The sequence below is a fragment of the Pseudomonas sp. o96-267 genome, assembly GCF_003935465.1.
Taxonomy (GTDB): Bacteria; Pseudomonadota; Gammaproteobacteria; order Pseudomonadales; family Pseudomonadaceae; genus Aquipseudomonas; species Aquipseudomonas sediminis.
The window spans coordinates 24,868-50,541 of record NZ_RHQP01000033.1 but is presented as its reverse complement, the minus strand read 5'-3'; the positions used below and the strand labels follow the sequence as shown (position 1 = coordinate 50,541).

22 protein-coding genes and 1 pseudogene are annotated in these 25,674 nt (G+C 62.1%); 7 read left to right on the top strand and 16 right to left on the bottom strand.

The window, feature by feature from the left end:
* Nucleotides 1-13: 13 nt before the first annotated feature.
* From metW to EGJ86_RS20025, 7 genes are all read right to left on the bottom strand, one after another.
* Nucleotides 14-634: a methionine biosynthesis protein MetW gene (metW, locus tag EGJ86_RS20055; RefSeq protein WP_125836374.1), complete on the bottom strand. Its 621-nt coding sequence runs from the start codon at nucleotides 632-634 to the stop codon at nucleotides 14-16.
* A 2-nt stretch (nucleotides 635-636) separates the two neighbouring features.
* Nucleotides 637-1,776 (bottom strand): homoserine O-acetyltransferase, encoded by a 1,140-nt coding sequence (locus EGJ86_RS20050; RefSeq protein ID WP_125836373.1) that lies wholly within the window; start codon nucleotides 1,774-1,776, stop codon nucleotides 637-639.
* An 85-nt stretch (nucleotides 1,777-1,861) separates the two neighbouring features.
* A complete protein-coding gene (locus EGJ86_RS20045; protein WP_099525936.1) occupies nucleotides 1,862-3,838 on the bottom strand; it encodes a dynamin-like GTPase family protein in 1,977 nt (658 codons plus the stop codon).
* Nucleotides 3,839-4,019: 181 nt separating this feature from the next.
* A complete protein-coding gene (locus EGJ86_RS20040; RefSeq protein ID WP_125836372.1) occupies nucleotides 4,020-4,310 on the bottom strand; it encodes a DUF167 domain-containing protein in 291 nt (96 codons plus the stop codon).
* Between the two features lie 2 nt (nucleotides 4,311-4,312).
* Nucleotides 4,313-4,906, bottom strand: a complete 594-nt coding sequence (locus EGJ86_RS20035) for a YggT family protein (RefSeq protein WP_003463941.1) — start codon at nucleotides 4,904-4,906, stop codon at nucleotides 4,313-4,315.
* Between the two features lie 11 nt (nucleotides 4,907-4,917).
* On the bottom strand, nucleotides 4,918-5,736 hold the full coding sequence (gene proC, locus EGJ86_RS20030) for a pyrroline-5-carboxylate reductase (RefSeq protein ID WP_125836371.1): 819 nt from the start codon (nucleotides 5,734-5,736) through the stop codon (nucleotides 4,918-4,920).
* A gap of 17 nt (nucleotides 5,737-5,753) precedes the next feature.
* Entirely contained in the window at nucleotides 5,754-6,446 is a 693-nt protein-coding gene (locus tag EGJ86_RS20025) for a YggS family pyridoxal phosphate-dependent enzyme (RefSeq protein WP_125836370.1), read from the bottom strand.
* 71 nt (nucleotides 6,447-6,517) lie between these two features.
* On the opposite strand from EGJ86_RS20025, the gene pilT reads away from it, so the two are divergent.
* Together pilT and EGJ86_RS20015 are read left to right on the top strand one after the other, a co-directional pair.
* Nucleotides 6,518-7,552: a type IV pilus twitching motility protein PilT gene (gene pilT, locus EGJ86_RS20020; protein WP_003463935.1), complete on the top strand. Its 1,035-nt coding sequence runs from the start codon at nucleotides 6,518-6,520 to the stop codon at nucleotides 7,550-7,552.
* A 126-nt stretch (nucleotides 7,553-7,678) separates the two neighbouring features.
* Complete coding sequence (locus EGJ86_RS20015; RefSeq protein WP_099525931.1) at nucleotides 7,679-8,824, top strand: PilT/PilU family type 4a pilus ATPase; 1,146 nt, start codon at nucleotides 7,679-7,681, stop codon at nucleotides 8,822-8,824.
* Here EGJ86_RS20015 and EGJ86_RS20010 read toward each other — a convergent pair.
* Together EGJ86_RS20010 and EGJ86_RS20005 are read right to left on the bottom strand one after the other, a co-directional pair.
* On the bottom strand, nucleotides 8,790-9,677 hold the full coding sequence (locus EGJ86_RS20010; RefSeq protein WP_125836369.1) for a TIGR03915 family putative DNA repair protein: 888 nt from the start codon (nucleotides 9,675-9,677) through the stop codon (nucleotides 8,790-8,792). The two genes, EGJ86_RS20015 and EGJ86_RS20010, sit on opposite strands and share 35 nt — an antisense overlap.
* Nucleotides 9,677-10,888: a putative DNA modification/repair radical SAM protein gene (locus EGJ86_RS20005; protein ID WP_125836368.1), complete on the bottom strand. Its 1,212-nt coding sequence runs from the start codon at nucleotides 10,886-10,888 to the stop codon at nucleotides 9,677-9,679. Before EGJ86_RS20005 ends, EGJ86_RS20010 begins: the two co-directional genes overlap by 1 nt.
* A 148-nt stretch (nucleotides 10,889-11,036) precedes the next feature.
* Between EGJ86_RS20005 and EGJ86_RS20000 the strand changes: the two genes are divergently transcribed.
* Nucleotides 11,037-11,435, top strand: coding sequence for a TM2 domain-containing protein (locus EGJ86_RS20000; RefSeq protein ID WP_125836367.1), 399 nt, complete (start codon nucleotides 11,037-11,039; stop codon nucleotides 11,433-11,435).
* Nucleotides 11,436-11,582: 147 nt separating this feature from the next.
* Here EGJ86_RS20000 and ntrC read toward each other — a convergent pair whose 3' ends face one another.
* The 5 genes from ntrC to glnA all read right to left on the bottom strand — a co-directional run bounded on the left by ntrC (nucleotide 11,583) and on the right by glnA (nucleotide 17,133).
* Nucleotides 11,583-13,016 (bottom strand): nitrogen regulation protein NR(I), encoded by a 1,434-nt coding sequence (gene ntrC / locus EGJ86_RS19995; protein ID WP_125836366.1) that lies wholly within the window; start codon nucleotides 13,014-13,016, stop codon nucleotides 11,583-11,585.
* Nucleotides 13,013-14,101: a nitrogen regulation protein NR(II) gene (glnL, locus tag EGJ86_RS19990; protein ID WP_099525926.1), complete on the bottom strand. Its 1,089-nt coding sequence runs from the start codon at nucleotides 14,099-14,101 to the stop codon at nucleotides 13,013-13,015. Before glnL ends, ntrC begins: the two co-directional genes overlap by 4 nt.
* 190 nt (nucleotides 14,102-14,291) lie before the next feature.
* Complete coding sequence (locus tag EGJ86_RS19985; RefSeq protein WP_125836365.1) at nucleotides 14,292-14,909, bottom strand: DUF4124 domain-containing protein; 618 nt, start codon at nucleotides 14,907-14,909, stop codon at nucleotides 14,292-14,294.
* Between the two features lie 5 nt (nucleotides 14,910-14,914).
* Entirely contained in the window at nucleotides 14,915-15,490 is a 576-nt protein-coding gene (locus tag EGJ86_RS19980; protein ID WP_125836364.1) for a DUF4124 domain-containing protein, read from the bottom strand.
* A 236-nt stretch (nucleotides 15,491-15,726) separates the two neighbouring features.
* Complete coding sequence (gene glnA / locus EGJ86_RS19975; protein WP_072424925.1) at nucleotides 15,727-17,133, bottom strand: glutamate--ammonia ligase; 1,407 nt, start codon at nucleotides 17,131-17,133, stop codon at nucleotides 15,727-15,729.
* 328 nt (nucleotides 17,134-17,461) lie between these two features.
* On the opposite strand from glnA, the gene thiI reads away from it, so the two are divergent.
* Both thiI and typA read left to right on the top strand, forming a co-directional pair.
* Complete coding sequence (thiI, locus tag EGJ86_RS19970) at nucleotides 17,462-18,916, top strand: tRNA uracil 4-sulfurtransferase ThiI (protein ID WP_125836363.1); 1,455 nt, start codon at nucleotides 17,462-17,464, stop codon at nucleotides 18,914-18,916.
* Nucleotides 18,917-19,188: 272 nt separating this feature from the next.
* Nucleotides 19,189-21,012 (top strand): translational GTPase TypA, encoded by a 1,824-nt coding sequence (typA, locus tag EGJ86_RS19960; protein ID WP_125836362.1) that lies wholly within the window; start codon nucleotides 19,189-19,191, stop codon nucleotides 21,010-21,012.
* Nucleotides 21,013-21,185: 173 nt separating this feature from the next.
* Here the strand turns inward: typA and gbcA are convergent, their stop codons facing one another.
* On the bottom strand, nucleotides 21,186-22,478 hold the full coding sequence (gene gbcA, locus EGJ86_RS19955; protein WP_099525922.1) for a glycine-betaine demethylase subunit GbcA: 1,293 nt from the start codon (nucleotides 22,476-22,478) through the stop codon (nucleotides 21,186-21,188).
* A gap of 313 nt (nucleotides 22,479-22,791) precedes the next feature.
* Between gbcA and gbcB the strand changes: the two are divergent.
* Nucleotides 22,792-23,896, top strand: a pseudogene (gene gbcB, locus EGJ86_RS19945) (glycine-betaine demethylase subunit GbcB).
* Nucleotides 23,897-23,971: 75 nt separating this feature from the next.
* Here the strand turns inward: gbcB and EGJ86_RS19940 are convergent.
* Entirely contained in the window at nucleotides 23,972-25,012 is a 1,041-nt protein-coding gene (locus EGJ86_RS19940) for a low specificity L-threonine aldolase (RefSeq protein WP_125836361.1), read from the bottom strand.
* Between the two features lie 239 nt (nucleotides 25,013-25,251).
* Here EGJ86_RS19940 and EGJ86_RS19935 point away from each other — a divergent pair, with 239 nt between their 5' ends.
* Complete coding sequence (locus tag EGJ86_RS19935) at nucleotides 25,252-25,551, top strand: hypothetical protein (RefSeq protein WP_125836360.1); 300 nt, start codon at nucleotides 25,252-25,254, stop codon at nucleotides 25,549-25,551.
* Nucleotides 25,552-25,674: the final 123 nt, after the last annotated feature.

Genomic DNA, 25,674 nt, shown 5'->3' with positions numbered 1-25,674 from the left:
TTGTTCTCCTCGTTCAGACCGCGACGCGGTGGGCGGACAGATCCGCGCCGCTGATGCGGTAGATGCCGATCTCGCCCAGCAGGTTGGGCCAGATACGGCTGGCGATGCCGTGGCGATGGTCACGGTCCACCGCCAGGCGTGCTTCCACACGGGCACCTTGGGCGTGGCAGAGACGCTCGAAGTCCTCGAAGGTGCAGAAGTGGATGTTCGGGGTGTTGTACCAGGTATAGGGCAGGAAGTCCGACACCGGCATGCGACCTTTTGTCGTCAGGTACCAGCGGCAGCGCCAGTGGCCGAAATTGGGGAAGGTGATGATGCAGGTCTTGCCGACGCGCAACATCTCGGCCAGCACCTTGTCCGGGTAGTGCAGCGCCTGCAGCGACTGGGTCATGACCACCACATCGAAGCTGTTGCTGGCGAAGTTGCCCAGGCCCAGGTCGAGGTTCTGCTCGATGACGTTGACGCCGCGCTCGATGCACAGGGCGATCTTGTCCGGGTCGATTTCCAGGCCGTAGCCGGCCACCTGCTTGTTGTCGCGCAGCCAGGCCAGTAACTCGCCGTCGCCGCAGCCCAGGTCGAGCACACGGCTGCCCGGGGCGATCCATTCCTGGATGATGTCCAGATCCGCTCGCATGCTCATACCTCGATTCGCTTCATGTAGCTGCCGAACGCCTGCAGGTAACGCGGGATCGGCATGAGGAAGGCGTCGTGGCCCTGCGGTGCGTCGATCTCCAGATAGCAGACGTTCTTCTTCGCCGCCGTCAGCGCGTCGACGATTTCCCGCGAGCGCACGGGTGAGAAGCGCCAGTCGGTGGTGAAGGACATCACGCAGAAATCCGCCTTGGCCACGGCCAGGGTCTTGGCCAGGTCGCCGTCATGCGCGGCGGCCGGGTCGAAGTAGTCCAGCGCCTTGGTCATCAGCAGGTAGGTGTTGGCATCGAAGCGGCCGGAGAACTCCTCGCCCTGGTAGCGCAGGTAGCTTTCCACCTGAAACTCGACGCTGTGGAAGTCGTAGTTGAGCTTTTCACTCTTCAGGCCACGGCCGAATTTCTCGCCCATGGCGTCATCGGACAGGTAGGTGATGTGCCCGACCATTCGCGCCAGCATCAGGCCGCGCTTGGGGATCACACCCTGTTCCTGGAAGTGTCCGCCGTGGAATTCCGGGTCGGTGAGAATCGCCTGGCGCGCCACTTCGTTGAAGGCGATGTTCTGCGCCGACAGTTTGGGCGCCGAAGCGATGGCCAGGCAGTGGCGTACGCGCTCGGGATAGCTGATGGTCCATTGCATGGCCTGCATGCCGCCGAGGCTGCCGCCGATCACCGCCGACCATTGGCCGATGCCGAGCTCGTCGGCCAGGCGCGCCTGGCTGTGCACCCAGTCTTCGACCGTCATCACCGGGAAATCGGCGCCATAGGGTTTGCCGGTGGCCGGGTTGGTGCTGCTCGGGCCGGTGGAGCCGTTGCAGCCGCCGAGGTTGTTGAGGCTGACGACGAAGAACTTGTTGGTGTCGATCGGCTTGCCGGGGCCGATGCAGCTGTCCCACCAACCGGGTTTGCGATCATCCGGGCTGTGATAGCCGGCGGCGTGATGGTGGCCGGACAGGGCATGGCAGATCAGTACCGCATTGCTGCGCGCGGCGTTCAGTTCGCCGTAGGTTTCGACGACCAGTTCGTACTCGGCCAGGCTGCGCCCGCAGGCCAACGCCAGGGGCTCGCTGAAGCGAAATACCTGGGGGCTGACCAGGCCGACGGAATCTTCGGGAAATGCAGTGGGCATGGAGGCGCTGCTAAGGAATCGGAGGAGGGCGCCAGTCTAAAGAGCACCGACCCGAGCGGCAAGCGAGCTGGGCGCCCGCCCCCCTCTACAGGCTTTGTGGGCGTGCTGCCATCGGCAGGCTGACCACCTTACCTTGCCGCTGCACCGGTGCCGGTCGGCGCAGTACGCGCAGCATGTCGCTGGCCTGCGCCAGTTGCTGTTCCAGCTCTTCCTGGTAACGCGCCAGTTGCAGGCTGCGTTTGCGCGTCTGCTGAGTTTCCTGAGCCAGGGCCTTGAGGCGCAGCATGTGGCTTTCCAGCATCTGCTTGTGTTCCAGGGTGTGTTGCATCAGCGGCATCAGCGCATCGGCGGCCCATTGTTCGGCATCCAGGCGCAGGCGCTGGTGCAGGCCGATCACCTCCTGGGCCAGAGTCGCGAAGAAGCGCCGGGTCAGGCTGCGCTGCTCGGTGAGCAGGGTTTTCAGATGCAGGCGGAACTGGTCACCCTTTTCCTGCAGCTTCTTCAGCTCACGCAGGTAACGCTGAATCTTGAACTGCGGCGCGTCGACGCCGCCTAGCGGGCTTTCTTCGTTATGCCGGCGATAGATGGCGGCGACCATCTTGTTGGCCATCTCGGCTTCGTGCTGCAGGTTGTGCAAATCCTGCTCGACGGCGCGAAAGAAATGCAGGATGCCCTGGTTGATACCCAGGGTGGTCCAGCTGCCGGTCAAGGTACGTCGCACTTCGCTCAGGTGTTCTTCCAGGCGTTCGACGCGTGCGGCGTGACGCAGTAGCTGTCCCTGGCGTTGCAGCAGACGCTGGTTGGTCTTCAGGCCAAGCAGGCGCTTGTGGTGCAGGCTGTGGTCTTCCTTGGTCTTGGCGGTCAGTTCGAACAGCAGTTGGCCGTTGTCCTGCTGATGGTTGCCGAGCAGGGCCAGCTGTTCGCTGACTTTCTCCAGGCGCAGGCTGAGCACGTGTTGACTGTTGTTGAGCAGCGCCAATACCTGGCGTACCACGCTATCTTCGATCAGGCGCTCCTTCTGCGCGACGATACGCTCGCACAGCAGGGTCTCCAGATTGGCCATCTGGCTGCGGGCCAGCAGCGCCTCGTCCTTGCGCACCTTGGCCAGCAGCGCCTGCTTGGCCGATAGCGGCAGTACGTCCTGCTTGGCGATGCCCAGCTGTTTGGCGGTGGCGCTCTGGATCTGGCCGATGGCGTTCTGCACGAAAGTCTCGCCTGCCAGGTCGTCCCATAGCACGTCGATCTTGTTCAGCACGGCAAACAGGCTGGTCTGGGTGTCTTCGTCGAGCTGACGGATATGCTGTTGCCAGATGTGCATATCGCTGGCGGTGACGCCGGTATCGGCGGACAGCAGGAAGATGATCGCCTGGGCATTGGGCAGCATCGACAGGGTCAGCTCGGGTTCACTGCCCAGGGCGTTTAGGCCGGGGGTGTCGAGAATACGCAAGCCCTGGCGCAGCAGCGGATGATCGAAGTTGACCATCGCATGGCGCCAGGCGGGTACCAGCACCTGGCCGCGTTTACCGGTGCCTTCGAGCATGTCCGGGTGGAAGCCGAGCTGGATCGCCTGTTCCACCGGCATGGGTTTGGTCTTGGCCACCTGACTGAAGGCCAGGGCCATGTTGGCCGGGTCGCTGATGTCCAGCGGGATGTTCACCCAGTGCCGGGGAATACGCTTGAACTGCGCGACGCTGGCCGAGGCCGTGCGGGTCTCGATGGGCAACAGACGAATGTAGGGTCGTTCCGAACGCGGATCGAAGAACAGCTCGGTGGGACACATGGTGGTGCGCCCGGCATGCGAGGGCAGCATGCGCTGACCATATTCGGAAAAGAACAGGCTGTTGATCAGCTCGGTCTTGCCGCGCGAGAACTCGCCGACGAAGGCCAGGGTGATGTGATCGGTGCGCAGGATCTTCAGCGCACGTTCGAGCTTGGCCTGAACCGCCTCGGAGTTGAGCCGGTTGTGCTCCAGCCAGCTGCGATAGCGCGTGATCTCGCGCATCAGCTCGCGTTTCCAGGCGACGTAAGCGTCAACCTGCTGGCTGAGACGTTCCATGCTCATCCTGGCTCTCCTCTCGGCAAGTTCATCCACTTGCTGGGGCTGCGTGACTGTTCAGTTGGGGTTGCCGCCAGGAAGCACGGCATTGGCGAGAATAGCTTGCATTATGCGAGCTACAAGGCGGTCGTCAATTGGCCGCTTCTACAGTCCCGCCTTATGGTCGGGTGCGGCGGCTGAGCGGTCGTCAGGTGCGCTGCAGCCCAGGAATCGGCGGCAGGCTTCGCGGGGCGCGGATACGCAGGCGTTTATGCCGATTGAGTTCACCGCTTTCCAGGCTCACCTGGCTCTTGGCGACGCCGAAGGCCTTGGCCAGGAAGGCCAGCAGGTGGGCGTTGGCCTTGCCGTCTACCGGCGGGGCGGTGAGGCGGATTTTCAGCCGCTCACCCTGCAGCCCGGCGAACTCGTCCTTGCTCGCCTTGGGCTGCAGGTGGCAGTCGAGGATCAGGTCCTCACTATCCCAGCGGTAGAAGCTCATCCTCAGAGAAAGGGGCTGAGCATCGGCGGCAGACCAGTGGAGGCCGCCAGCCCGCCAATCACGAAACGATCGATCAGGTTGATGGTGATGAAGGCGAAAATCGGCGAGATATCCAGGCCGCCGAGGTTTGGCAGCAGCTTACGGAATGGCGCCAGCAGCGGCTCGCAGATCTGGTTCACCAACTGTGCGCCCGGGTTGTAGCTGCCCGGAGCGACCCAGGAGAGGATCACGCTGATGATCAGGGCGAAGAAGAACACCTTGAGAAACAGCGAGGTCACGCCAATCATCGACCAAACCAGCAGCTGCAGGATGAAGCCGCCGACGTTGTAGCCCATCAGGGTCAGGGTGACGATCATCAGTAGCAGCTGCACCAGGATAGCCAGCACCAGCGAAGCCAGGTCCAGCCCGGCGAAGCCCGGAATGATCCGGCGCAGTGGAGTCACCAGCGGTTGCGTGGCCTTGACGATGAACTGGCTCAGCGGGTTGTAGAAGTCCGCACGTACCAGTTGCAGGATGAAACGCAGCAGCACGATCAGCAGATACAGGCTGCCGAGGGTCTGAATGATGTAGATCAGGGCTTCGATGAGTCCGGACATGTGTGCTTCCTTTATTGACCCAGTTGTTCGGCCAGTTCGGCCGAGCGATTGGCAGCGGCATTCAGTGCCTGTTGTACCAGCGCTTCGAAGCCGCCGGCCTGGAAGGTTTTGATTGCCGCTTCGGTGGTTCCGTTCGGTGAGGTAACACGGCGACGCAATTCGGCCGCGTCGACATCGCTTTCACTGGCCATGCGCGCAGCGCCCAGGGCGGTCTGGATGCTCAGACGCGCAGCGGTCTCACGCGGCAGGCCGAGTTTCTCGCCAGCTTCGGTCATCGCCTCGATCAGCAGGAAAAAATAGGCAGGGCCGCTGCCAGAGACGGCAGTCACTGCATCGAGCTGCGCTTCGTCGTCCAGCCACAGGGCCAGGCCGACGGCGCTCAGCACCTGCTCGGCCTGGGCTTTCTGCGCGGCGTTGACGCGCGGGTTGGCGAACAGGCCGGAAACACCCTGGCGCAGCAGCGCTGGCGTATTGGGCATGCAGCGCACTACCGGGCGCTGGCCAAGCCAGTTCTCCAGGCTGGCGCAGCTGATGCCGGCGGCGATGGAGATGATCACCTGATTCGGCGCCAGGTGGGCGGCCAGGTCCAGGCACACTGTCTTCATGATCTGTGGCTTGACCGCCAGCACGATCAGGTCCGCGCCTTTGATCGCTTCAGCGTTATCGGCAAAGGTGGCGATGCCGTGTTCCTGCTGCAGACGAGTACGTTGTTCGCTACCAGGTTCGCTGGCGCGGATGGCGCTGGCTGCCACGCCCTGCGCACGCAGGCCACCAATCAGGCTGGCGGCCATGTTGCCGGCGCCGACGAAGGCGATGGTCGGGTTGCTCATTGCAGAAAATCCTTCATTCAGTGAGTGGGCTGGCCGTAATCGCGGGCACCGAACAGGGCGGTACCGATGCGCACCCAGGTGGCGCCTTCGGCGATGGCGGCCTCCAGGTCATGGCTCATGCCCATGGACAGGGTATCGAGGTTCAGCGCCAGGTCATCACGCAATTGGCGCAAACGGGCGAAGGCGGCATGTTGCGCGGCAACATCGTCGGTAGGTTCGGGAATCGCCATCAGCCCACGCAGGCGCAGGTTGGGCAGGGCGGTTACAGCCTTGGCCAGCTCTGGTAACGCTTCCGGGCTGCAGCCGGATTTGCTGTCCTCAGCGCTGACATTGACCTGCAGGCAGATATTCAGCGGCGGCAGGTGGGCGGGGCGCTGCTCGGAGAGGCGTTGGGCGATTTTCAGGCGATCCACCGAATGTACCCAGTCGAAATGCTCGGCGATGGGCCGGGTCTTGTTCGATTGAATGGGGCCGATGAAGTGCCAGATCAAGGGTAGATCGTTCAATTCGACCTGTTTGCCCAATGCCTCCTGCAGGTAGTTCTCGCCAAAATCGCACAAACCAGCTGCATGAGCTTCACGAATGGCCGCTGCTGGCTTGGTCTTGCTCACCGCGAGCAGGCCGATATCCGTCGAATTACGCTGCGAGGCTTGCGCCGCCTCACGGATGCGCGCTCCGACCTTTGCAATATTCTCTGCTATCGTGGACATTACCTGAGCTCTATAAGCCTGGCCGTTGCGTTTGCGGCATTCTACCTGCTTGCTTGTAATTGGGGAGTCCCATGGATATCACTGAGCTGCTCGCCTTCAGCGCCAAGCAAGGCGCGTCGGATTTGCACCTCTCGGCGGGTCTGCCGCCGATGATCCGCGTCGACGGCGATGTACGCCGCATCAACCTGCCGCCGCTGGATCACAAGCAGGTACACGCGCTGATCTACGACATCATGAATGACAAGCAGCGCAAGGACTTCGAAGAGTTCCTCGAGACCGACTTCTCCTTCGAAGTGCCGGGTGTGGCGCGTTTCCGGGTCAACGCCTTCAACCAGAACCGTGGCGCCGGTGCGGTGTTCCGTACCATTCCGTCCAAGGTGCTGACCATGGAAGACCTGGGCATGGGCGAGGTGTTCCGCAAGATCACCGACGTGCCGCGCGGCCTGGTGCTGGTCACCGGTCCCACCGGTTCGGGCAAATCGACCACCCTCGCGGCGATGCTCGACTACCTCAACAGCAACAAGTACCACCACATCCTCACCATCGAAGACCCCATCGAATTCGTCCACGAGTCGAAGAAGTGTCTGGTCAACCAGCGCGAGGTGCACCGCGACACCCACGGCTTCTCCGAGGCCCTGCGCTCGGCCCTGCGGGAAGACCCGGACATCATCCTGGTGGGCGAGATGCGCGACCTGGAAACCATCCGCCTGGCGCTGACCGCCGCGGAAACCGGTCACCTGGTGTTCGGCACCCTGCACACCACCTCCGCCGCCAAGACCATCGACCGTGTGGTCGACGTGTTCCCGGCCGAGGAGAAGTCGATGGTGCGTTCGATGCTCTCCGAGTCGCTGCAGGCGGTGATCTCGCAAACCCTGCTGAAGAAGATCGGCGGCGGTCGTGTTGCCGCCCACGAAATCATGATCGGCACACCGGCCATCCGTAACCTGATCCGTGAGGACAAGGTCGCGCAGATGTATTCAGCGATCCAGACCGGTGGCGCGCTGGGCATGCAGACCCTTGATGCCTGTCTGAAGACGTTGGTGTCCAAGGGACTGGTCAGCCGCGACAGTGCGCGCGAGAAGGCCAAGAGCCCGGAAAACTTCTAGGAACTGGTGTGGGAGCGAGCGTTGCTCGCGAAGCTTTCGCGTCACCCAGTTCGCGGGCACAGCTCGCTCCCATGATTCGGCAGATGGCTGCCGAACGGCATTGCACACGAAGCGGCGAGAACGACGATGGAATTCGAAAAACTACTGCGCCTGATGGTCGAAAAAGGCGGCTCCGACCTGTTCATCACCGCTGGTGTCCCGCCGTCGATGAAGGTCAATGGCAAGATCATGCCGGTGACCAAGAACGCCATGTCGCCGGAGCAGACCCGCGAGACCGTATTGGGCGTGATGAACGAGGCACAGCGCCGCGACTTCGCCGAGAACCATGAGTGCAACTTCGCCATCAGCGCCCGTGGTATCGGTCGTTTCCGCGTCAGCGCCTTCTACCAGCGCAACCTGGTGGGCATGGTGCTGCGCCGGATCGAGACGACCATCCCGACTATCGACGAGCTCAAACTGCCGGAAATTCTCAAGAAGCTGGCGCTGACCAAGCGCGGCCTGGTGCTGTTCGTCGGTGCCACCGGTACCGGTAAGTCCACCTCGCTGGCGGCAATGATCGGCTATCGCAACAGGAACAGCAGCGGTCATATCATCTCCATCGAAGACCCGATCGAGTACATCCACCAGCACCAGAGTTGCATCGTCACTCAGCGTGAAGTGGGCATCGACACCGAGTCGTTCGAAGTGGCGCTGAAGAACACCCTGCGTCAGGCGCCGGACGTGATCCTCATCGGTGAGGTGCGGACCCGCGAGACCATGGATCATGCCGTGGCCTTCGCCGAAACCGGTCACCTGTGCCTGGCTACTCTGCACGCCAACAACGCCAACCAGGCGCTGGACCGCATCATCAACTTCTTCCCGGCTGACCGGCAGAACCAGGTGTGGATGGACCTGTCGCTCAACCTCAAGGCCATCGTCGCTCAGCAACTGATTCCAACCCCAGATGGTAAAGGTCGCCGCGCGGTGATCGAGGTCCTGATCAACACCCCGCTGGCCGCTGACCTGATCCGCAAGGGCGAAGTGCACGAACTCAAGGGTTTGATGAAGCGCTCCACCGAGCAGGGCATGCAGACCTTCGACCAGGCGCTGTACAACCTCTACACCCAGGGCGAGATCACCTACGAAGATGCGCTGCTCTACGCCGACTCGGCCAACGACCTGCGCCTGATGATCAAGCTCGGTTCGGAAACCGATGGCGATCACCTGACCAGCATGGCCCAGGGCCTGGCGCTGGAGGTCAGTGAGGAAGATCCGGGGCGTCGCTTCCGCTGACGCTGGCTGACAGGGGACGCGATGCGTCCCCTTCGTTTATCTGGGCGATGCGTTTGCCCTTCCTGCCGGCCAGCACCAATGCCTGGCCATCGCGCTGCGCGCCAGCGCGTGCTTCGCTCATCAGTTGGGGAATCAGCGGGCCTTCCGGCAGGTGCTTCCAGAACCTCAATGGCAGATGCTGCTGCATCACTGTGCGGTTGAGCCGCGCCGGGTTGAAGGTGCTGCCGTAATAGGCGCGCCACAGCGCCTGGCCGTCATCCTCGGGCTGTTGTGCCCAGGCTTGCCACTGCGCTGGGCAGCGGCGCTCGTGCTGCAGGCGCTGGCCATCCCAGTACACGCCGTCACGCGGCGTGGCGATCAACCAGCTGTGTTTGCCCAGGCGTTCGGCGAAGTGCCCGCTGGCCGAGGCGAGAATGTCATGCGCGGGTTCGAACCAGGCGACGAAGTCCGGCGCGTCAGGGATTTTGCATGGCTGGAAACGCACGAAGGCATGCAGGTGATGCGCCTCGCGGCGCACCGCCTTGAGCCGGCGATGCAGCTCGCTGCCATCGGGATCGCCGGCCAGCACAGCGCTGCGTTCGCCCTGCACGAAACGCCACAGCACGCGGTAGAGCAGGCTCCAGCGTTCATCGCCGCGGTACTGGGAGGCGCTTCCCAGCAAGTCCAGCAATTCGGGGGACACGCGCAAGCGACCATTGGGCTCCGGCGCGCGTTCGGCGGGTTGGTCGAACAGGCTGGGCGGCGCCTCCTCGTCCAGCCACTGCAACTGATGCGGTGCCAGGCCTTGCAACAAGGCGCGGCGCGCGGCCTGGCGCCAGGTGGCGAAGCTGCCGTCGAAGCGCAGGCTGTGCATCACCACAACGCCATCTGTGCCGGGGTGTCGCGCAGTTGCTGACGCAGCACCACGGATTCGTGTTCGGCGCGCGGTGGCCGGTAATCCTGGGTGACGATAAACGGCTTGGCCTTTTCCAGTACGCAGCGCAGGCGAGTCAGGTCCTCGTAGCGGATACGCCGTTCCCGCCGCAGCGCGCCCAGGCGTCGTGCGCTGAGCACGCCGATGCCGGGCACACGGGCAATCAGTGATTCGTCGGCGCGGTTGAGATCGACGGGAAACTGCTCGCGGTTGGCCAGGGCCCAGGCCAGCTTGGGGTCGATGTCCAGCGCCAGGTTGCCGGGACCGGTGAGCAGCTCCGTGGCGCTGAAACCGTAGCCGCGCATGAGGAAGTCGGCCTGGTACAGGCGATGCTCGCGCAGCAGTGGCGGCGCCTCGAAGGGCACGGTTTTCGGGCTCTGCGGGATCGGGCTGAAGGCCGAGTAGTAGACGCGGCGCAGGCGGTAGTCGTGATACAGGCTCTGTGCGTTGTGCAGGATGGTGCTGTCATCGGTGGCGTCGGCACCGACGATCATCTGCGTGCTCTGCCCGGCTGGGGCAAAGCGCGGCGCGCGGCGTTCTTCCTTGGCCTCACGCTCGCCGAGATGAATCTTGTGCATGGCCTGGTGGATGCTGCCGACGTTCTTTTCCGGGGCCAGTTTCACCAGGCTGGTTTCGGTGGGCAGCTCGATATTGACGCTGAGGCGATCGGCATACAGCCCGGCCTCCGCGATCAGTTCCGGTGCGGCATCGGGAATGGTCTTGAGGTGAATGTAGCCGCGGAACTGATGCTCCTGGCGCAGCAGCTTGGCGACGCGGATCAGCTGCTCCATGGTGTAGTCGGCCGAGCGGATGATTCCGGAGCTGAGGAACAGGCCGCTGATGCAGTTGCGCTTGTAGAAGTCCAGGGTCAGCGTCACCACTTCCTCGGGGGTAAAGCGCGCGCGAGGTACGTCACTGGAACGACGGTTGATGCAGTATTGGCAGTCGTACAGGCAGAAGTTGGTCAGCAGGATCTTCAGCAGCGCCACGCAGCGACCGTCCGGTGTGTAGCTGTGGCAGATGCCCATGCCATTGGTCGAACCGATGCCGTCCTTGCCCTTGGAGCTGCGCTTCGGTGCGCCGCTGCTGGCGCAGGAGGCATCGTACTTGGCGGCGTCGGCGAGGATGGTGAGCTTTTCAATCAGTTGCATGGCAGGCCATATCTATACTGTTTTTCTATACAGTATATGGGCCTCGTACAGCTATCAAGTCATTCGTTGTGTGGCGTTGCATCTGGGTGGGTGAAACCTTATGTCTGTATGCAGCGTCTGAAGCCATATCTCTCATAAGGAGTTCGCCATGCAACGACCCGATACGCACAGCAAGCTGATCGGCTACCTGCTGTGGATCTTCGGTTTTCTCGGTTCCCACCGCTTCTACTATGGCAAGCCGGTCACCGGCACCATCTGGTTCTTCACCCTCGGCCTGCTGTTCATCGGCTGGATCATCGACCTGTTCCTGATTCCGGCGATGGATCGCGAGGCCGATCTGCGCTTTACCGCAGGTGAAACCGATTACAACGTGGCGTGGATTCTGCTGACCTTCCTCGGTGTGTTCGGTGTGCACCGCATGTATCAGGGCAAGTGGATCACCGGGATCATCTACCTGTTTACTGGCGGCCTGTTCCTGGTCGGCGTGCTCTATGACTTCTGGACGCTGAACACGCAGATCTCGATCAAGAACGCGCAACGCGGTTGATCCTGTCTCAATAGACGGGGCGCGCGGCGCACCCTACGGTCGTCGCGCTCTGGGTAGGGTGCGCTGTGCGCACCACCAATGGCCGGCCACTGACTGCAAATAAAAAGGGCATCCCATGGGATGCCCTTTTTTGTAACGCTGGCGGGATCAGTCGTCGCTGTCGTCGTCGTCCCCGCCGTCGACCTTCATGCCCAGCTCCTTGATCTTGCGAGTCAGGGTGTTGCGACCCCAACCCAACAGCAGGGCGGCGTCGCGGCGGCGGCCGGCGGTGTGCTTGAGTGCAGTCTCGATCATGATGCGCTCGAAGGCCGGTACGGCGCTGTCGAGCAGGTTGGACTGGCCGCGTGCCAGGGCCTGGTCGGCCCACAGGCGCAGCGCCTGTTCCCAGTTGGTCACTGGTGCGGCGTCCTGCGGCTGGGTCAGCAGCTCGGGCGGCAGGTCGTCGACGTGCACTTCGCGACCCGAAGCCATGACGGTGATCCAGCGGCAGGTGTTCTCCAGCTGGCGAACGTTGCCCGGCCAGGGCAGGTGCTTGAGGTAGTCTTCGGTTTCGCTCTTGAGCAGCTTCGGCTCGACCGACAGTTCCTGCGCTGCACGGGCGAGGAAGTGGTGAGCCAGGGTCGGGATATCCTCGCGGCGGTCGGCCAGGCGCGGGATGTGGATGCGAATGACGTTGAGACGGTGGAACAGGTCTTCACGGAACTTGCCGGCCTGTACCAGGGTTTCCAGGTTCTGGTGGGTGGCGGCGATGATGCGCACGTCCACTTTCACTGGGGTGTGACCGCCAACGCGGTAGAACTCGCCATCGGCCAATACGCGCAGCAGACGAGTCTGGGTGTCGGCCGGCATGTCGCCGATTTCGTCGAGGAACAGGGTGCCGCCATCGGCCTGCTCGAAGCGGCCGCGGCGCTGGTTGGCCGCGCCGGTGAAGGCGCCTTTCTCGTGGCCGAACAGCTCGGATTCCATCAGGTCCTTGGGGATCGCCGCCATGTTCAGCGCGATGAAGGGCGCGGCAGCGCGCGGACTGTGGCGGTGCAGGGCGTGGGCCACCAGCTCCTTGCCGGTACCGGATTCGCCGTTGATCAGCACGGTGATATTGGAGTGGCTGAGGCGACCGATAGCGCGGAACACCTCCTGCATCGCCGGCGCTTCGCCGATGATTTCCGGGGTACGCGCCTGCGCAGCCGGGACGGCCAGGCTCTGCTGTTCCTGGGCGTGCTGGAAGGCGCGCTTGACCAGTGAAACGGCCTCGTCGACGTCGAACGGCTTGGGCAGGTACTCGAAGGCGCCGCCCTGGTAACTGGCTACTGCGCTGTCCAGGTCCGAATGCGCGGTCATGATGATCACCGGCAAGCGTGGATACAGCTCGCGGATGCGTGCCAGCAGGTCGAGGCCGCTGGCGCCGGGCATGCGGATGTCGGAGATGATCACGTCCGGCTGTTGGCGGGTCAGGCGGGCGAGTACACCGTCGGCACTGTCGAAACTCTGGGTGGTCATGCCTTCCTGTTGCAGGGCCTTTTCCAGTACCCAGCGGATGGAACGATCGTCGTCGACAATCCAGACGGTTTCACTGCGGCTCATGGCGTGGGCGCTCCTTGTTCCAGCGGTAGGAAGATCGAGAATACGGTGTGGCCGGGATAGCTCTCGCACTCGATCAGCCCCTGGTGCTGGCTGATGATGTTCTGGGTGATGGCCAGGCCCAGGCCGGTGCCGTCGGCACGACCGCTGACCATGGGATAGAAGATGGTTTCCTGCAGTTCCGGCGGAATGCCGGGACCGTTGTCGATGATCTCGACCTTGACCACCAGGCGATGGCGCGTGTGGCCAATGGTGAACTGGCGCAGGGTACGGGTACGCAGGCTGATGCGCCCGAGGCCCATGTCGTGCTTCTGCCCGGCGATGGCCTGCATGGCGTTGCGCACGATATTGAGCACGGCCTGGATCATCTGCTCACGGTCGATCAGCAGATCCGGAATGCTCGGGTCGTAGTCGCGCACCAAGGTGATGCTGCCTTGGCTTTCCGCCTCGATCAGGTTGGCGACGCGCTCCAGCACCTCGTGCACGTTGGTCATCGACAGCGACGGCAACTTGTTCGAGCCGAGCATGCGGTCGACCAGGTTACGCAAGCGGTCGGCCTCTTCGATGATGACGTTGGTGTAGTCCTTGAGCTCTTCGTTGGGCAGTTCGCGCGACAGCAGTTGCGCCGCACCGCGAATGCCGCCGAGCGGATTCTTGATCTCGTGGGCCAGGCCGCGCACCAGCAGTTTGGTGGTCTCCTGCTTGGACAGTTGCGCCTCTTCCTTGGTGATGCGCAGCAGGCGGTCGCGCGGGTGCACTTCCAGCAGCAGCAGGGTCTCGCCCATGCTGAACAGCGGCGTTACCGCGTAGTCCACGGTCAGCGTCTGGCCGGTGACCGAGGTCAATACGGCTTCGCGCTTGTTGAATGGATGCGCCTGTTCCACCGCCTGGCGCAAGGATGACAGCGCCTCGGGCGATTCGGTGAACAGGTCGCTGATGAACTGACCGTGGCTGCGTTGGCCGCTGACGGCCAAGAGCATTTCCGCCGCCGGGTTCATGTACTCAAGGCACAGCTGGCTGTTGAGCAGCAGGGTGGCGGTGGTCAGGTTGTCGAGTAGCAGGCGGTGCAGCGCGTCGTTGATGGTCATAGGCAGTGCGTTCCGGCGATGGGCAGGAAAATGCAAGAAGCAAACCAAGGCCCCGAAAAGACGCATTATTTGTGCGGTCTGCCAGGTTTTGGTGGTGCTGCGGCGCGACTGGGTGAAGAAAAGCGACCCAAAACAGGGAGAGCTTAGGAGGTGGTGCGTTAGATTGCACCATTAAGGTGCGATCTGCTTTTCAGAAGAAAGGAAGGATGCTGACCTCTTCCTTGGGCTTGTCTTTCAGTGGGCATTCGGGGCGAACGCCGTATTCATCTTTCTTGCAGGGATTGATCTTGCGCTTCTGCGCCAGGGTCATGCGGTGCATGTGGAAGGGTTGCGCGGGTGTGCGCTCGACGATCAGCCCGGCGGAGTCGATGATCTCTGCCACCAGTTGGTGCGTGCCGCGGTCGACGTGCTGCAGGGAGAAGACCGGGCTGCGGCTGATCTCGCCCTGGGGCGCGCCGTCGAGCAGCAGTCGGTAGCTGTGGCCAGGCAGCAGGCCCGGCTCGCTGTTGAGGGTGACGATCATGTCGCCGGAGCCGTTGTGGATCGAGGCGTCCGGCTCCGGCACAAGGATGCGCAGTACCTGATAGTGCACGGTCGGCTTGGTGACGGCAGGTGGCGGGGCCATGCGCACTGTGGATTGCGGCTGGTTCATTTGCGCGCTGTTGGACGGCGCGAGCATCACCCGTTCAGCATTGCTGCTGCGCGGTTTGTCAGTGAAAACGCGGTTACCTTCAGCATCGATGTAGGTATAGACCTGAGCCGAAGCTGCTTGGGTGATGAGCAGCAGGCAAAACAGTAGTGCACGCATCGGGATCAGTTCGTCGGTCTCGGGGTTGGGCGCGGAGTCGGTCGTGGTGGTGTGACCGGTGGGCGGGCAGGGCTGTTGACGCTGATGCGCTGCACGGTGAAGGTTTCGGTGGCGCTCTGCTGGATGATGCGTTCGCCGGCCACCACTGCTACCGCCAGGCTGTGTGCGCCACGGTCAAGGTTGGTCAGTTGCAGGCTCGGTACGTTGCTGGCCTGGCCGTATGGCTCGCCATCGAGAATCAGGCGTAGCTGGTGGCCGGGCTGCAGGCGTGGCTGGATGTTCACGCCGACGATGAAGGTGCCGTTGTTGGCGCGCATGGCTTCGTCGTCAGGGATGCCGGTGAGGCTCATTACGGAGTAGGGCGCTTCGCTCTGCGCTGGCGTGTTGTCGTCGCTCGCCGGCATGCTCGGCGTCTGCATCTCCACCGTGTTGGTCGGGGGCAGATTGACGCTCTCGGCGGCCGTGCCGTCGGGTGGCTGATTGGTGAAGACCGTGTTGCCGTTGGCATCGGTGTATTTGTAGATCTGCGCACTGGCCGGCAGGGTCAGGGCGAGCAGCAGGCAGGCGAGTAACGGGCGCATGGGCCGATCCTTCCGCAGGTGATGCGCTAAGCCTTGCACTGCTGGCGGTTCCTGGCAAGCGCAGGGTGCTATGGCTGTGATGTTTGGCTACAAATCGGCGCCTGTTATGGAGACGATTGCGTAGGGCTCGGGCTCTCGGTGCGCGCGGCGCACCCTACGGCGGGAAATGAAAAAGCCCCGCCAGGCAGAGCCGGGAGGGGCTTTCGAGCGCGCCGCACGAGGCGGCGCAAACTGGCTTAGACGCTGTAGTACAGGTCGTATTCCAGCGGGTGTACGAAGGTACGTACCTTGATTTCTTCTTCGGACTTCAGCTCGATGTAGGCATCGATGAAGTCGTCGGAGAACACGCCGCCCTTGGTCAGGAACGCGCGGCCCTTGTCCAGCTCTTCCAGGGCTTCTTTCAGGCTGCCGCACACTTGCGGGATCAGCTTGCCTTCTTCCGGCGGCAGGTCGTACAGGTTCTTGTCGGCAGCATCGCCCGGGTGGATCTTGTTCTGGATGCCGTCGATACCGGCCATCAGCAGAGCTGCGAAGGCCAGGTAGGGGTTGGCAGCCGGGTCCGGGAAGCGTGCTTCGATACGGCGAGCTTTCGGGCTGGCAACGTACGGGATACGGATCGAAGCGGAGCGGTTGCGAGCCGAGTAGGCCAGCATGACCGGAGCTTCGAAGCCCGGAACCAGACGCTTGTAGGAGTTGGTCGACGGGTTGGTGAAGCCGTTCAGGGCCTTACCGTGCTTGATGATGCCGCCGATGAAGTACAGAGCGGTCTCGGACAGACCGGCATAGCCTTCACCTGCGAAGGTGTTCTTGCCGTCTTTGGAGATCGACATGTGCACATGCATGCCCGAACCGTTGTCGCCGTAAAGCGGCTTCGGCATGAAGGTAGCGGTTTTGCCGTAGGCATCGGCTACGTTGTGCACGCAGTACTTCAGGGTCTGAACTTCGTCAGCCTTGGCGACCAGAGTGTTGAACTTCACGCCGATTTCGTTCTGACCGGCAGTGGCCACTTCGTGGTGGTGCACTTCGACGACCAGGCCCATTTCTTCCATGGCGTTGCACATGGCAGTACGGATTTCGTGGTCGTGGTCGCACGGCGGAACCGGGAAGTAACCGCCTTTGACGGCTGGACGGTGGCCCTTGTTGCCGCCTTCGACGTCGCCGTCGGTCATCCAGGAACCTTGCTCGGAGTAGATCTTGAACATCGAGCCGGAGATGTCGGACTTGAACTTCACTTCGTCGAAGATGAAGAACTCGGGCTCCGGGCCAACGAATACGGTGTCACCGATGCCGGTGCCTTTGAGGAACTCTTCAGCGCGCTTGGCGATGGAGCGCGGGTCGCGGTCGTAGCCTTGCATGGTGCTCGGCTCGATGATGTCGCAGACCAGGATCAGGGTCGGCTCTTCGGTGAACGGGTCCAGAACGGCGGTATCGTCTACCGGCATCAGGATCATGTCGGAGGCTTCGATGCCTTTCCAGCCATGGATGGACGAGCCGTCGAACATTTTGCCGTGCTCGAAGAAATCTTCGTCCAGGGCGTCACGGGCCGGCATGGTCACGTGGTGCTGCTTGCCCTTGGTATCGGTGAAGCGCAGGTCTACCCACTTCACGTCGTGTTCTTTGATCAGTTGAACAGCCTTAGACATGTTGTCCTCCAGGTGGAAAAGGCTCTTATCGATAAGCCTTGAATATGCGGTGAAGCCCGGCGGGATAGTCCTCCAGGGCGACCTGCCTCACAAGGGAGCAAATTGCATGCCAGTGCCCTTTATTGGGCAGAGGCCGCGAAACTCAGGTGCTGCGCCGTCTGCACGGCAATTCGCTGGAAATATTTGCACCATTTAAGGGCCTTTAATTTCACAAAAGATCCATTTTGGTGCGCTGTATGGGTGGTGCAGTATTTTTGGTCAAAGCTTGAACAATTTCCGCTATAATCCGCGCCCCTGTTTTTTCGTCCCCCAAGCGGGCGCTCTATTCATGAAGCTCATCGTCAAAGTTTTCCCTGAAATCACCATCAAGAGTCGCCCGGTGCGCAAGCAGTTCATCCGCCAGTTGGGGAAGAACATTCGCTCCGTGCTGCGCGATCTTGACCCCGAACTGCGGGTGACCGGTGTCTGGGACAACCTTGAGGTCGAGACCGACCTGGACGATCCCAAGCTGCTCGCCGAGATGACTGAGCGCCTGCGTAACACGCCGGGCATCGGCCTGTTCCTCGAGGTCAATGAATACCCGCTGGGCGATCTGGACGACATCACCGAACACTGCAAGCGTCACTACGCCGACCAGTTACCGGGCAAGGTCTTCGCTGTGCGCTGCAAGCGCGGTGGCAAGCACGCGTTCTCCTCCATCGACGTCGAGCGTCACGTCGGTTCGCGTCTGCGCCTGGAGTGCGGTGCTGCCGGCATCGACCTGAAGAAGCCGGACGTCGAAGTGCGCATGGAGATTCGCGACCAGCGCCTGTTCGTGGTGCATAACCGCCACGAAGGCCTCGGCGGTTACCCGCTGGGCTCGCTGGAACAGACCCTGGTGTTGATGAGCGGCGGCTTCGACTCCACCGTCGCGGCCTATCAGATGATGCGCCGCGGCCTGGTCAGCCACTTCTGCTTCTTCAATCTCGGTGGCCGTGCCCATGAATTGGGCGTGATGGAAGTGGCGCACTATATATGGCAGAAATTCGGCCGCTCGCAGCGTGTGTTGTTCGTCAGCGTGCCGTTCGAGGAAGTGGTCGGCGAGATTCTCGGTAAGGTCGACAACAGCCAGATGGGGGTGATCCTCAAGCGCATGATGCTGCGAGCCGCCACCCGTGTTGCCGAAAAACTGCAGATCGAAGCGCTGGTCACCGGCGAGGCGATCAGCCAGGTCTCCAGCCAGACTCTGACCAATCTGGCGGTGATCGATTCGGCAACCGACATGCTGGTCATGCGCCCGCTGATTGCCAGCCACAAGCAGGACATCATCGACACCGCCACGCAGATCGGTACCGCCGAGTTCGCCAAGAACATGCCCGAGTACTGCGGCGTGATCTCGGTCAACCCGACCACCAAGGCCCGTGGCTATCGCGTGGAGAAGGAAGAGGCCCAGTTCGACATGGCCATCCTCGAGCGTGCTCTGGAGCGCGCCACCCAACTGCCCATCGACCGCGTGATCGACGAGTTGGGCAAGGACGTGCAGGTCGAGGAAGTAGGTGAAGCGCTGACTGGCCAGATCGTCATCGATATCCGTCACCCCGACGCCGCTGAAGACGAGCCCCTGGCGGTGCCGGGCATCGAAGTGCAGGCGCTGCCGTTCTACGCGCTGAACAACAAATTCAAGGAACTGGATGAGAACCGCCAGTACCTGCTGTATTGCGACAAGGGCGTCATGAGCCGCCTGCACGCCCACCATCTGCTGAGCGAGGGACATGCCAATGTGCGCGTTTATCGTCCGGCATAGGACGCCGGGGCTTAATGGCGGGAGTATCCGCCATCGCCCTCCCGACCCGGGGCACCTCTAAAAACTACCTGCGTTGTCATTGCTGCGTTAAAAACAAGCTCAAAATGCTCATTTACAACTTGTAAACTCCGCTTTTTCGCTTGTTTCTGCCTTGCACTGACTGCCTCGCCTACGTTTTTAGAGGTACCCCGATCAGCTCGCTGATCCCAGTTTCTTCATATTCGTCGTCCAGGCTGGGCGACACACCGAATCCTCTGATCGAGATACACACAGTGATCGAAAATCTGCGCAACATCGCCATCATCGCCCACGTCGACCATGGCAAAACCACCCTCGTCGACGCCCTGCTGCGTCAGTCCGGCACCTTGGAACGTAACGAGCTCAACGACGAGCGCGTGATGGACAGCAACGACCAGGAAAAAGAGCGCGGCATCACCATTCTGGCGAAGAACACCGCCATCAAGTGGAACGACTACCGCATCAACATCGTCGACACCCCCGGCCACGCCGACTTCGGTGGCGAAGTTGAGCGCGTCATGTCGATGGTCGACTCCGTACTGCTGGTGGTTGATGCCCAGGACGGCCCGATGCCGCAAACCCGCTTCGTGACCAAGAAGGCCTTCGAAGCCGGCCTCAAACCGATCGTCGTGATCAACAAGATCGACCGTCCGGGCGCACGCCCTGACTGGGTCATGGACCAGATCTTCGACCTGTTCGACAACCTCGGCGCCACCGATGAGCAGCTCGACTTCCAGGTCGTCTACGCCAGCGCCCTGAACGGCATCGCCGGTCTCGACCATGCCGACATGGCCGAAGACCTGACCCCGCTGTACCAGGCCATCGTCGACCACGTACCGGCTCCGAACGTCGACCTCGACGGCCCGTTCCAGATGCAGATCTCCGCACTGGACTACAACAGCTTCCTCGGCATCATCGGCGTTGGCCGTATTGCCCGTGGCAAGGTCAAGCCGAACACTACGGTCATTGCCATCGACGTCGACGGCAAGAAGCGTAACGGCCGCGTCCTCAAACTGATGGGTCACCACGGCCTGCACCGCGTAGACGTCGAAGAAGCCACCGCTGGTGACATCGTCTGCGTCAGCGGTATGGATCAGCTGTTCATCTCCGACACCCTGTGCGACATCAACCACGTCGAAGCGATGAAGCCGCTGACCGTTGACGAGCCGACCGTCTCGATGACCTTCCAGGTCAACGACTCGCCGTTCTGCGGTAAAGAAGGCAAGTTCGTCACCAGCCGTAACATCAAAGAGCGTCTAGACAAGGAGCTGCTGTACAACGTGGCCCTGCGCGTTGAAGAAGGCGACAGCGCCGACAAGTTCAAGGTCTCCGGCCGTGGTGAGCTGCACCTCTCGGTACTGATCGAAACCATGCGTCGCGAAGGCTTCGAAATGGGTGTTGGCCGTCCGGAAGTGATCATCCGTGAAGTCAACGGCGTCAAGCAGGAGCCGTTCGAGAACGTCACCATCGACATCCCTGAAGAATCCCAGGGCAAGGTCATGGAAGAAATGGGCCTGCGTAAGGGCGACCTGACCAACATGTCGCCGGACGGCAAAGGTCGCGTGCGCCTGGAATACAACATCCCGGCTCGCGGTCTGATCGGTTTCCGTAACCAGTTCCTGACTCTGACCAACGGCGCCGGCATCCTGACCTCGATCTTCGACCGTTACGACACCGTCAAGCCGGGCAGCATGTCTGGCCGTCAGAACGGCGTACTGGTCTCGATCGATACCGGCAAGGCGCTGACCTACTCCCTGGAAACCCTGCAGGCGCGCGGCAAGCTGTTCGTCGAGCACGGCCAGGAAATCTACAACGGTCAGATCGTCGGCCTGAACAGCCGCGACAACGACCTGGGCGTGAACCCCACCAAGGGCAAGAAGCTCGACAACATGCGTGCTTCGGGCAAGGACGAAACCATCGCCCTAGTTCCGCCGGTTCGCTTCACTCTGGAGCAGGCTCTGGAATTCATCCAGGATGACGAGCTGTGCGAAGTGACGCCGAAGTCGATCCGTCTGCGTAAGAAGATCCTCGACGAAGGCGAGCGTACCCGCGCTGCCAAGAAAGCCAACAAGGCCTGACGCTTAGCGACTAGCCTCGGCTGTAAATAAAAAGCCCCGCCAGAGCGATCTGGCGGGGCTTTTTGTTGTGGATGCCGTTAGTGCTCGGTAGGAGCGGCTTCAGTCGCGCTGCGGCCGGCAGGCCAGCAACCCATAAGCTGCCAGCCCGATCACCACCAGCAGGCTGAGCGTCATCACTCGCCTGCCACCTGGCGCAGCGATTGCGCTGGGGTGTCGCCGAGGTTGTTGAGCAGGCGCTCGCTGTACCAGTCGAGAAAGTTGATCACGCCGAACTCGTAGGTCTTCGAGTACGGGCCAGGCTGGTAGGCGGTGGAGTTGATGCCGCGCTGATTTTCCTCGGCCAGGCGGCGGTCCTGGTCGTTGGTGGCGTCCCATACCTGGCGCAGGCGAGCGACGTCGTAGTCGACGCCTTCGACGGCGTCCTTGTGCACCAGCCACTTGGTAGTGACCATGGTTTGCTGCGCGCTGATCGGCCAAACGGTGAAGACGATCAGGTGGTCGCCCATGCAGTGGTTCCACGAGTGCGGCAGATGCAGGATGCGCATGGAGCCCAGGTCCGGGTCGGTGATGCGGCCCATGAGTTTCTTGCAGCCTTGTTTGCCGTCCATGGTCATGGACACGGTGCCCTTGAGCAACGGCATGCGCACGATACGGTTGCGCAGGCCGAAGCTGGCGTGAGCGTAAGGAATCTTGTCCTTGTCCCAGCGAGTGGTGCACTCGGCGACCTGATCTTTGAACGCCTGGCTGGCGCGCGGATCGGTGACGTCATCCCATTCCAGCAGGGTGTTGAGCAGTTCCGGGTGCGAACCGTTGCAGTGGTAGCACTCGCGGTTGTTCTCGATCACCAGCTTCCAGTTGGCCTTTTCCATCAGGGTGGTCTGCACGGCCACCTTGGTGTTCTCCATGTCGTACGGTTCCATGTAGTGCGCCAGGGTGGCGAGGAACTCGTCGATGGCCGGCGGGTTTTCCGCCAGGGAGATGAAGATGTAGCCGCCGGCGGTTTTGCACTGCACCGGTTTCAGGCTGTAGTCCTTGAGGTCGAAGTCGGCGCCCATTTCAGTGCCGGCGAACAGCAGGCGGCCGTCCAGCTCGTAGGTCCACTGGTGGTAGGGGCAGACCAGCTTGGCCACCTTGCCCTTGTCGCTCACGCACAGGCGCGAGCCGCGATGGCGGCAGACGTTATGGAAGGCGTGGATCTGGCCTTCAGCGCCGCGGATGACCAGGATCGGGTTGTCGCCGATCTGCAGGGTGAGGAAGTTGCCTTTGGCCGGAATCTCGCAGGTCATGCCGGCGATCAGCCATTCCTTGTGGAAGATCTCCTGCATGTCGACCTGAAACAGGCGTTCGTCGCTGTAGAACGGCTGCGGCAGGGAGAATGTACGGTCGCGATCGTGCAGCATCTGCGCAGTAGCCTTGCGCGCGGGCTCCAGCGGGTCGCCCAGGCTCAGATTTTGGGTGCAGTCCATGGTGGCTCCTCATTGGCGGGCGCCTCGCGCCTGCCGGAAATAGTGGCTGATACGGTATGTGCCGCAAGGTCTCGATCAATCGCTGCTGCCTGCAATGGGCGTGCATGCTTGGTGAGCGGAGTGTGGAGCCGGCACAAGGTAAAACCTTATCCATGGGCGACATGGCCAGATTTGTTTCCGACGCGCCAGGCCCCGTGCTATCGGGCAGGTCGCGATAAGCATGCGGATGTCGCAGGTAGATAAATGACAGCCGGCGGCCTTTCGCACAATTCGCCGCATATGGGCCGATATCCGGCCGCGTGGAGAGCCGTTCATGACCGCCAACGCCTTCCTCAATCCGGTTACGACGCAAACCTGGACCAACGGCCGCCATCTGGTGCGTTGCGTCAAGGTGATCCAGGAAACCTGGGACGTGCGCACCTTCTGCTTCATGGCCGATCAGCCGGTACTGTTCTTCTTCAAGCCGGGGCAGTTCGTCACCCTGGAGCTGGAGATCGACGGCCAGCCGATCATGCGTTCCTACACCATCTCCAGCTCGCCTTCGGTGCCTTACAGCTTCTCCATCACCATCAAGCGGGTGCCGGGCGGCAAGGTATCGAACTGGCTGCACGACAACCTCAAGGAAGGCGACGAGGTGCCAGTACATGGCCCGGTCGGGCTGTTCAACGCCATCGATTTCCCTTCCGAGAAAGTGCTGTATCTATCCGGTGGCGTCGGTATCACATCCGGTGATGTCGATGGCGCGCTGGTTCTACGACACCAACGCCAATGTCGACATGGTCTTCGTGCACAGCGCCCGTTCGCCGAAAGACATCATCTACCAGCGCGAGCTGGAGCACATGGCGGCGCGCATCAACAACTTCAGCCTGCACGTGATCTGTGAGAAGCATGGTCTGGGCGAGTCCTGGGCGGGTTATCGTGGCTATCTGAACAAGCCGATGCTGGAATTGATCGCGCCGGACTACCTGGATCGGGAGATCTTCTGCTGCGGTCCGACGCCCTACATGAGCGCGGTCAAGCGCCTGCTCGAAGCCGCCGGTTACGACATGGCGCGTTATCACGAAGAGGCGTTCGGCCCGACGCCGCCGGAGATCCGCGCCGAGGTCAAGGAGCTGGCTGCCGAAGCCGCAGATGCCCCGGAAGTTCCGGTTGCCGAACTCAATCAGGTGGAATTCACCAGCACCGGCAAGAGCATCCGTGTGGCGCCCGGCGAGACCGTGCACGCGGCCGCCGCCAAGCTTGGTCTGCATATCCCCAAGGCCTGCGGCATGGGTATCTGCGGTACCTGCAAGGTGATGAAAACCGCCGGGGAAGTGGAGATGGAGCACAACGGCGGCATCACCGACGAGGATGTGGCCGAGGGCTACATCCTGTCGTGCTGCAGCGTGCCGAAAGGGGATGTGGCGATCGACTATTGATCGTCATGAATATCCGTAGCCCGGATGAAATCCGGGCTACTTAGCCATAAACACCGTTCGTGGCCTTAAGGCGTTTCAGGCGCTCATCACTTCACGGATATCTGCAGCCAACTGACGTACGCGGGCTTCGTCGGTATCCCAGCTGCACATGAAGCGCGCGCCGCCAGCGCCGATGAAGGTGTAGAAGCGCCAGCCGCGGGCGGTGAGGGCGGCAATGGCCGGCTCCGAGAGTTGCAGGAACACGCCGTTGGCTTCCACCGGGAACATCAGGCTTACGCCGGGTACATCCTCGACCAGGGTGGCCAGCAGCTGCGCGCAGCGGTTGGCGTGGTTGGCGTACTTCAGCCAGGCATCGTCCTGCAGGATGCCGACCCAGGGTGCGGACAGGTAGCGCATCTTCGAGGCCAGCTGGCCGGCCTGCTTGCAGCGGTAGTCGAAGTCTTCGTCCAGCGCCTTGTTGAAGAAGATGATGGCCTCGCCGACGGCCATGCCGTTCTTGGTACCACCGAAGCACAGCACATCGACGCCGGCCTTCCAGGTCAGCTCGGCCGGGCTGCAGCCTAGGAAGGCGCAGGCGTTGGAGAAGCGCGCGCCATCCATGTGCAGGTGCAGGCCCAGTTCCTCGCAGACCTGGCTGATGGCGCGGACTTCTTCCGGGCGGTACACGGTGCCGACTTCGGTGGCCTGGGTGAGGGTGACCACACGCGGTTTCGGGTAGTGGATATCCTGACGCTTGAGGGCGATCTCGCGGATCGCCTGCGGCGTCAGCTTGCCGTTATCGGTATTGGCCAGCAGCAGCTTGGAACCGTTGGAGAAGAACTCCGGCGCGCCGCATTCGTCGGTTTCGACGTGGGCGGTCTCCGAGCAGATCACGCTGTGGTAGCTCTGGCACAGCGAGGCCAGGGCCAGGGAATTGGCGGCGGTGCCGTTGAAGGCGAAGAACACCTCGCAGTCGGTCTCGAACAGGCGGCGGAAGTGATCGGCAGCGCGCGCCGTCCACTCGTCATCGCCGTAGGCGCGCTGGTGGCCCTGGTTGGCCTCGGCCATGGCGGCCCAGGCTTCGGGACAGATGCCGGAGTAGTTGTCGCTGGCGAATTGCTGGGCATTGTCGGGCATTGGCGCGTTCCTTCTGAAAAACCTGCCGGCGGGTCTGCCGGGAAAGCCTCTACTTTAACCCTGCGGCTATCTGTCAGGCGTCCGTCGCCGCGACGAGTTGTTGCGCTGAAGCGTACTGCCGAGTCGGTTCGTGGCCACTCGTTCGGCTAGCAGATGGAACTTGAAGCTTGCTCTGGCGTTCACACTTACCAGAGGGCGGCAGTCGATCCGCTCTCCGCATTCAAGAGAAGGAGTTTCCCATGACTTATCGTCACCTGCTCGCCCTTGCCCTGCCGCTGGCCGTGGCGCTGCCCGTTTCCGCCGCCGAGTGGTCGGATAATGCCAAGACCGAATTCGTTCAGCAGTGCATTGCTGGCGCACCGGCAGGCTACGAGGAGCCACAACTGCGTGCTTATTGCGACTGCGCTGCGACCAAGGTCAGCAAGGAATTCAGCGAAGCCGAGTTGCAGGAAATCAGCCGCCAATCCCCGCCTGACCCTGCCATGCAGCAGCGTCTGGTAAATGCCTCCAGCAGCTGTGCTGGCAAGCTCAAGCCTTAAGGCATCGTTGAGCAAATAGCAGGCGCTGGCGCTGGAGCCCCATGGGCTCTGGCCCCGCGCCATGTTTCCACAGGCCATGCACAGCGCCGCCCACAGTATTTGTGCACAAGCCTGCTCTATCTC

Bases quoted from the DNA above. Each gene is read 5' to 3' on its own strand.
- EGJ86_RS19980 (WP_125836364.1), bottom strand. From the start codon at position 15,490: ATGCGCCCGTTACTCGCCTGCCTGCTGCTCGCCCTGACCCTGCCGGCC.
- metW (WP_125836374.1), bottom strand. From the start codon at position 634: ATGCGAGCGGATCTGGACATCATCCAGGAATGGATCGCCCCGGGCAGC.
- glnL (WP_099525926.1), bottom strand. From the start codon at position 14,101: ATGACCATCAACGACGCGCTGCACCGCCTGCTACTCGACAACCTGACC.
- EGJ86_RS20050 (WP_125836373.1), bottom strand. From the start codon at position 1,776: ATGCCCACTGCATTTCCCGAAGATTCCGTCGGCCTGGTCAGCCCCCAG.
- pilT (WP_003463935.1), top strand. From the start codon at position 6,518: ATGGATATCACTGAGCTGCTCGCCTTCAGCGCCAAGCAAGGCGCGTCG.
- EGJ86_RS20000 (WP_125836367.1), top strand. From the start codon at position 11,037: ATGCAACGACCCGATACGCACAGCAAGCTGATCGGCTACCTGCTGTGG.
- EGJ86_RS19935 (WP_125836360.1), top strand. From the start codon at position 25,252: ATGACTTATCGTCACCTGCTCGCCCTTGCCCTGCCGCTGGCCGTGGCG.
- thiI (WP_125836363.1), top strand. From the start codon at position 17,462: ATGAAGCTCATCGTCAAAGTTTTCCCTGAAATCACCATCAAGAGTCGC.
- EGJ86_RS19985 (WP_125836365.1), bottom strand. From the start codon at position 14,909: ATGCGTGCACTACTGTTTTGCCTGCTGCTCATCACCCAAGCAGCTTCG.
- EGJ86_RS20025 (WP_125836370.1), bottom strand. From the start codon at position 6,446: ATGTCCACGATAGCAGAGAATATTGCAAAGGTCGGAGCGCGCATCCGT.
- EGJ86_RS19940 (WP_125836361.1), bottom strand. From the start codon at position 25,012: ATGCCCGACAATGCCCAGCAATTCGCCAGCGACAACTACTCCGGCATC.
- EGJ86_RS20005 (WP_125836368.1), bottom strand. From the start codon at position 10,888: ATGCAACTGATTGAAAAGCTCACCATCCTCGCCGACGCCGCCAAGTAC.
- ntrC (WP_125836366.1), bottom strand. From the start codon at position 13,016: ATGAGCCGCAGTGAAACCGTCTGGATTGTCGACGACGATCGTTCCATC.
- EGJ86_RS20040 (WP_125836372.1), bottom strand. From the start codon at position 4,310: ATGAGCTTCTACCGCTGGGATAGTGAGGACCTGATCCTCGACTGCCAC.
- EGJ86_RS20045 (WP_099525936.1), bottom strand. From the start codon at position 3,838: ATGAGCATGGAACGTCTCAGCCAGCAGGTTGACGCTTACGTCGCCTGG.
- proC (WP_125836371.1), bottom strand. From the start codon at position 5,736: ATGAGCAACCCGACCATCGCCTTCGTCGGCGCCGGCAACATGGCCGCC.
- glnA (WP_072424925.1), bottom strand. From the start codon at position 17,133: ATGTCTAAGGCTGTTCAACTGATCAAAGAACACGACGTGAAGTGGGTA.
- gbcA (WP_099525922.1), bottom strand. From the start codon at position 22,478: ATGGACTGCACCCAAAATCTGAGCCTGGGCGACCCGCTGGAGCCCGCG.
- EGJ86_RS20015 (WP_099525931.1), top strand. From the start codon at position 7,679: ATGGAATTCGAAAAACTACTGCGCCTGATGGTCGAAAAAGGCGGCTCC.
- EGJ86_RS20035 (WP_003463941.1), bottom strand. From the start codon at position 4,906: ATGTCCGGACTCATCGAAGCCCTGATCTACATCATTCAGACCCTCGGC.
- EGJ86_RS20010 (WP_125836369.1), bottom strand. From the start codon at position 9,677: ATGCACAGCCTGCGCTTCGACGGCAGCTTCGCCACCTGGCGCCAGGCC.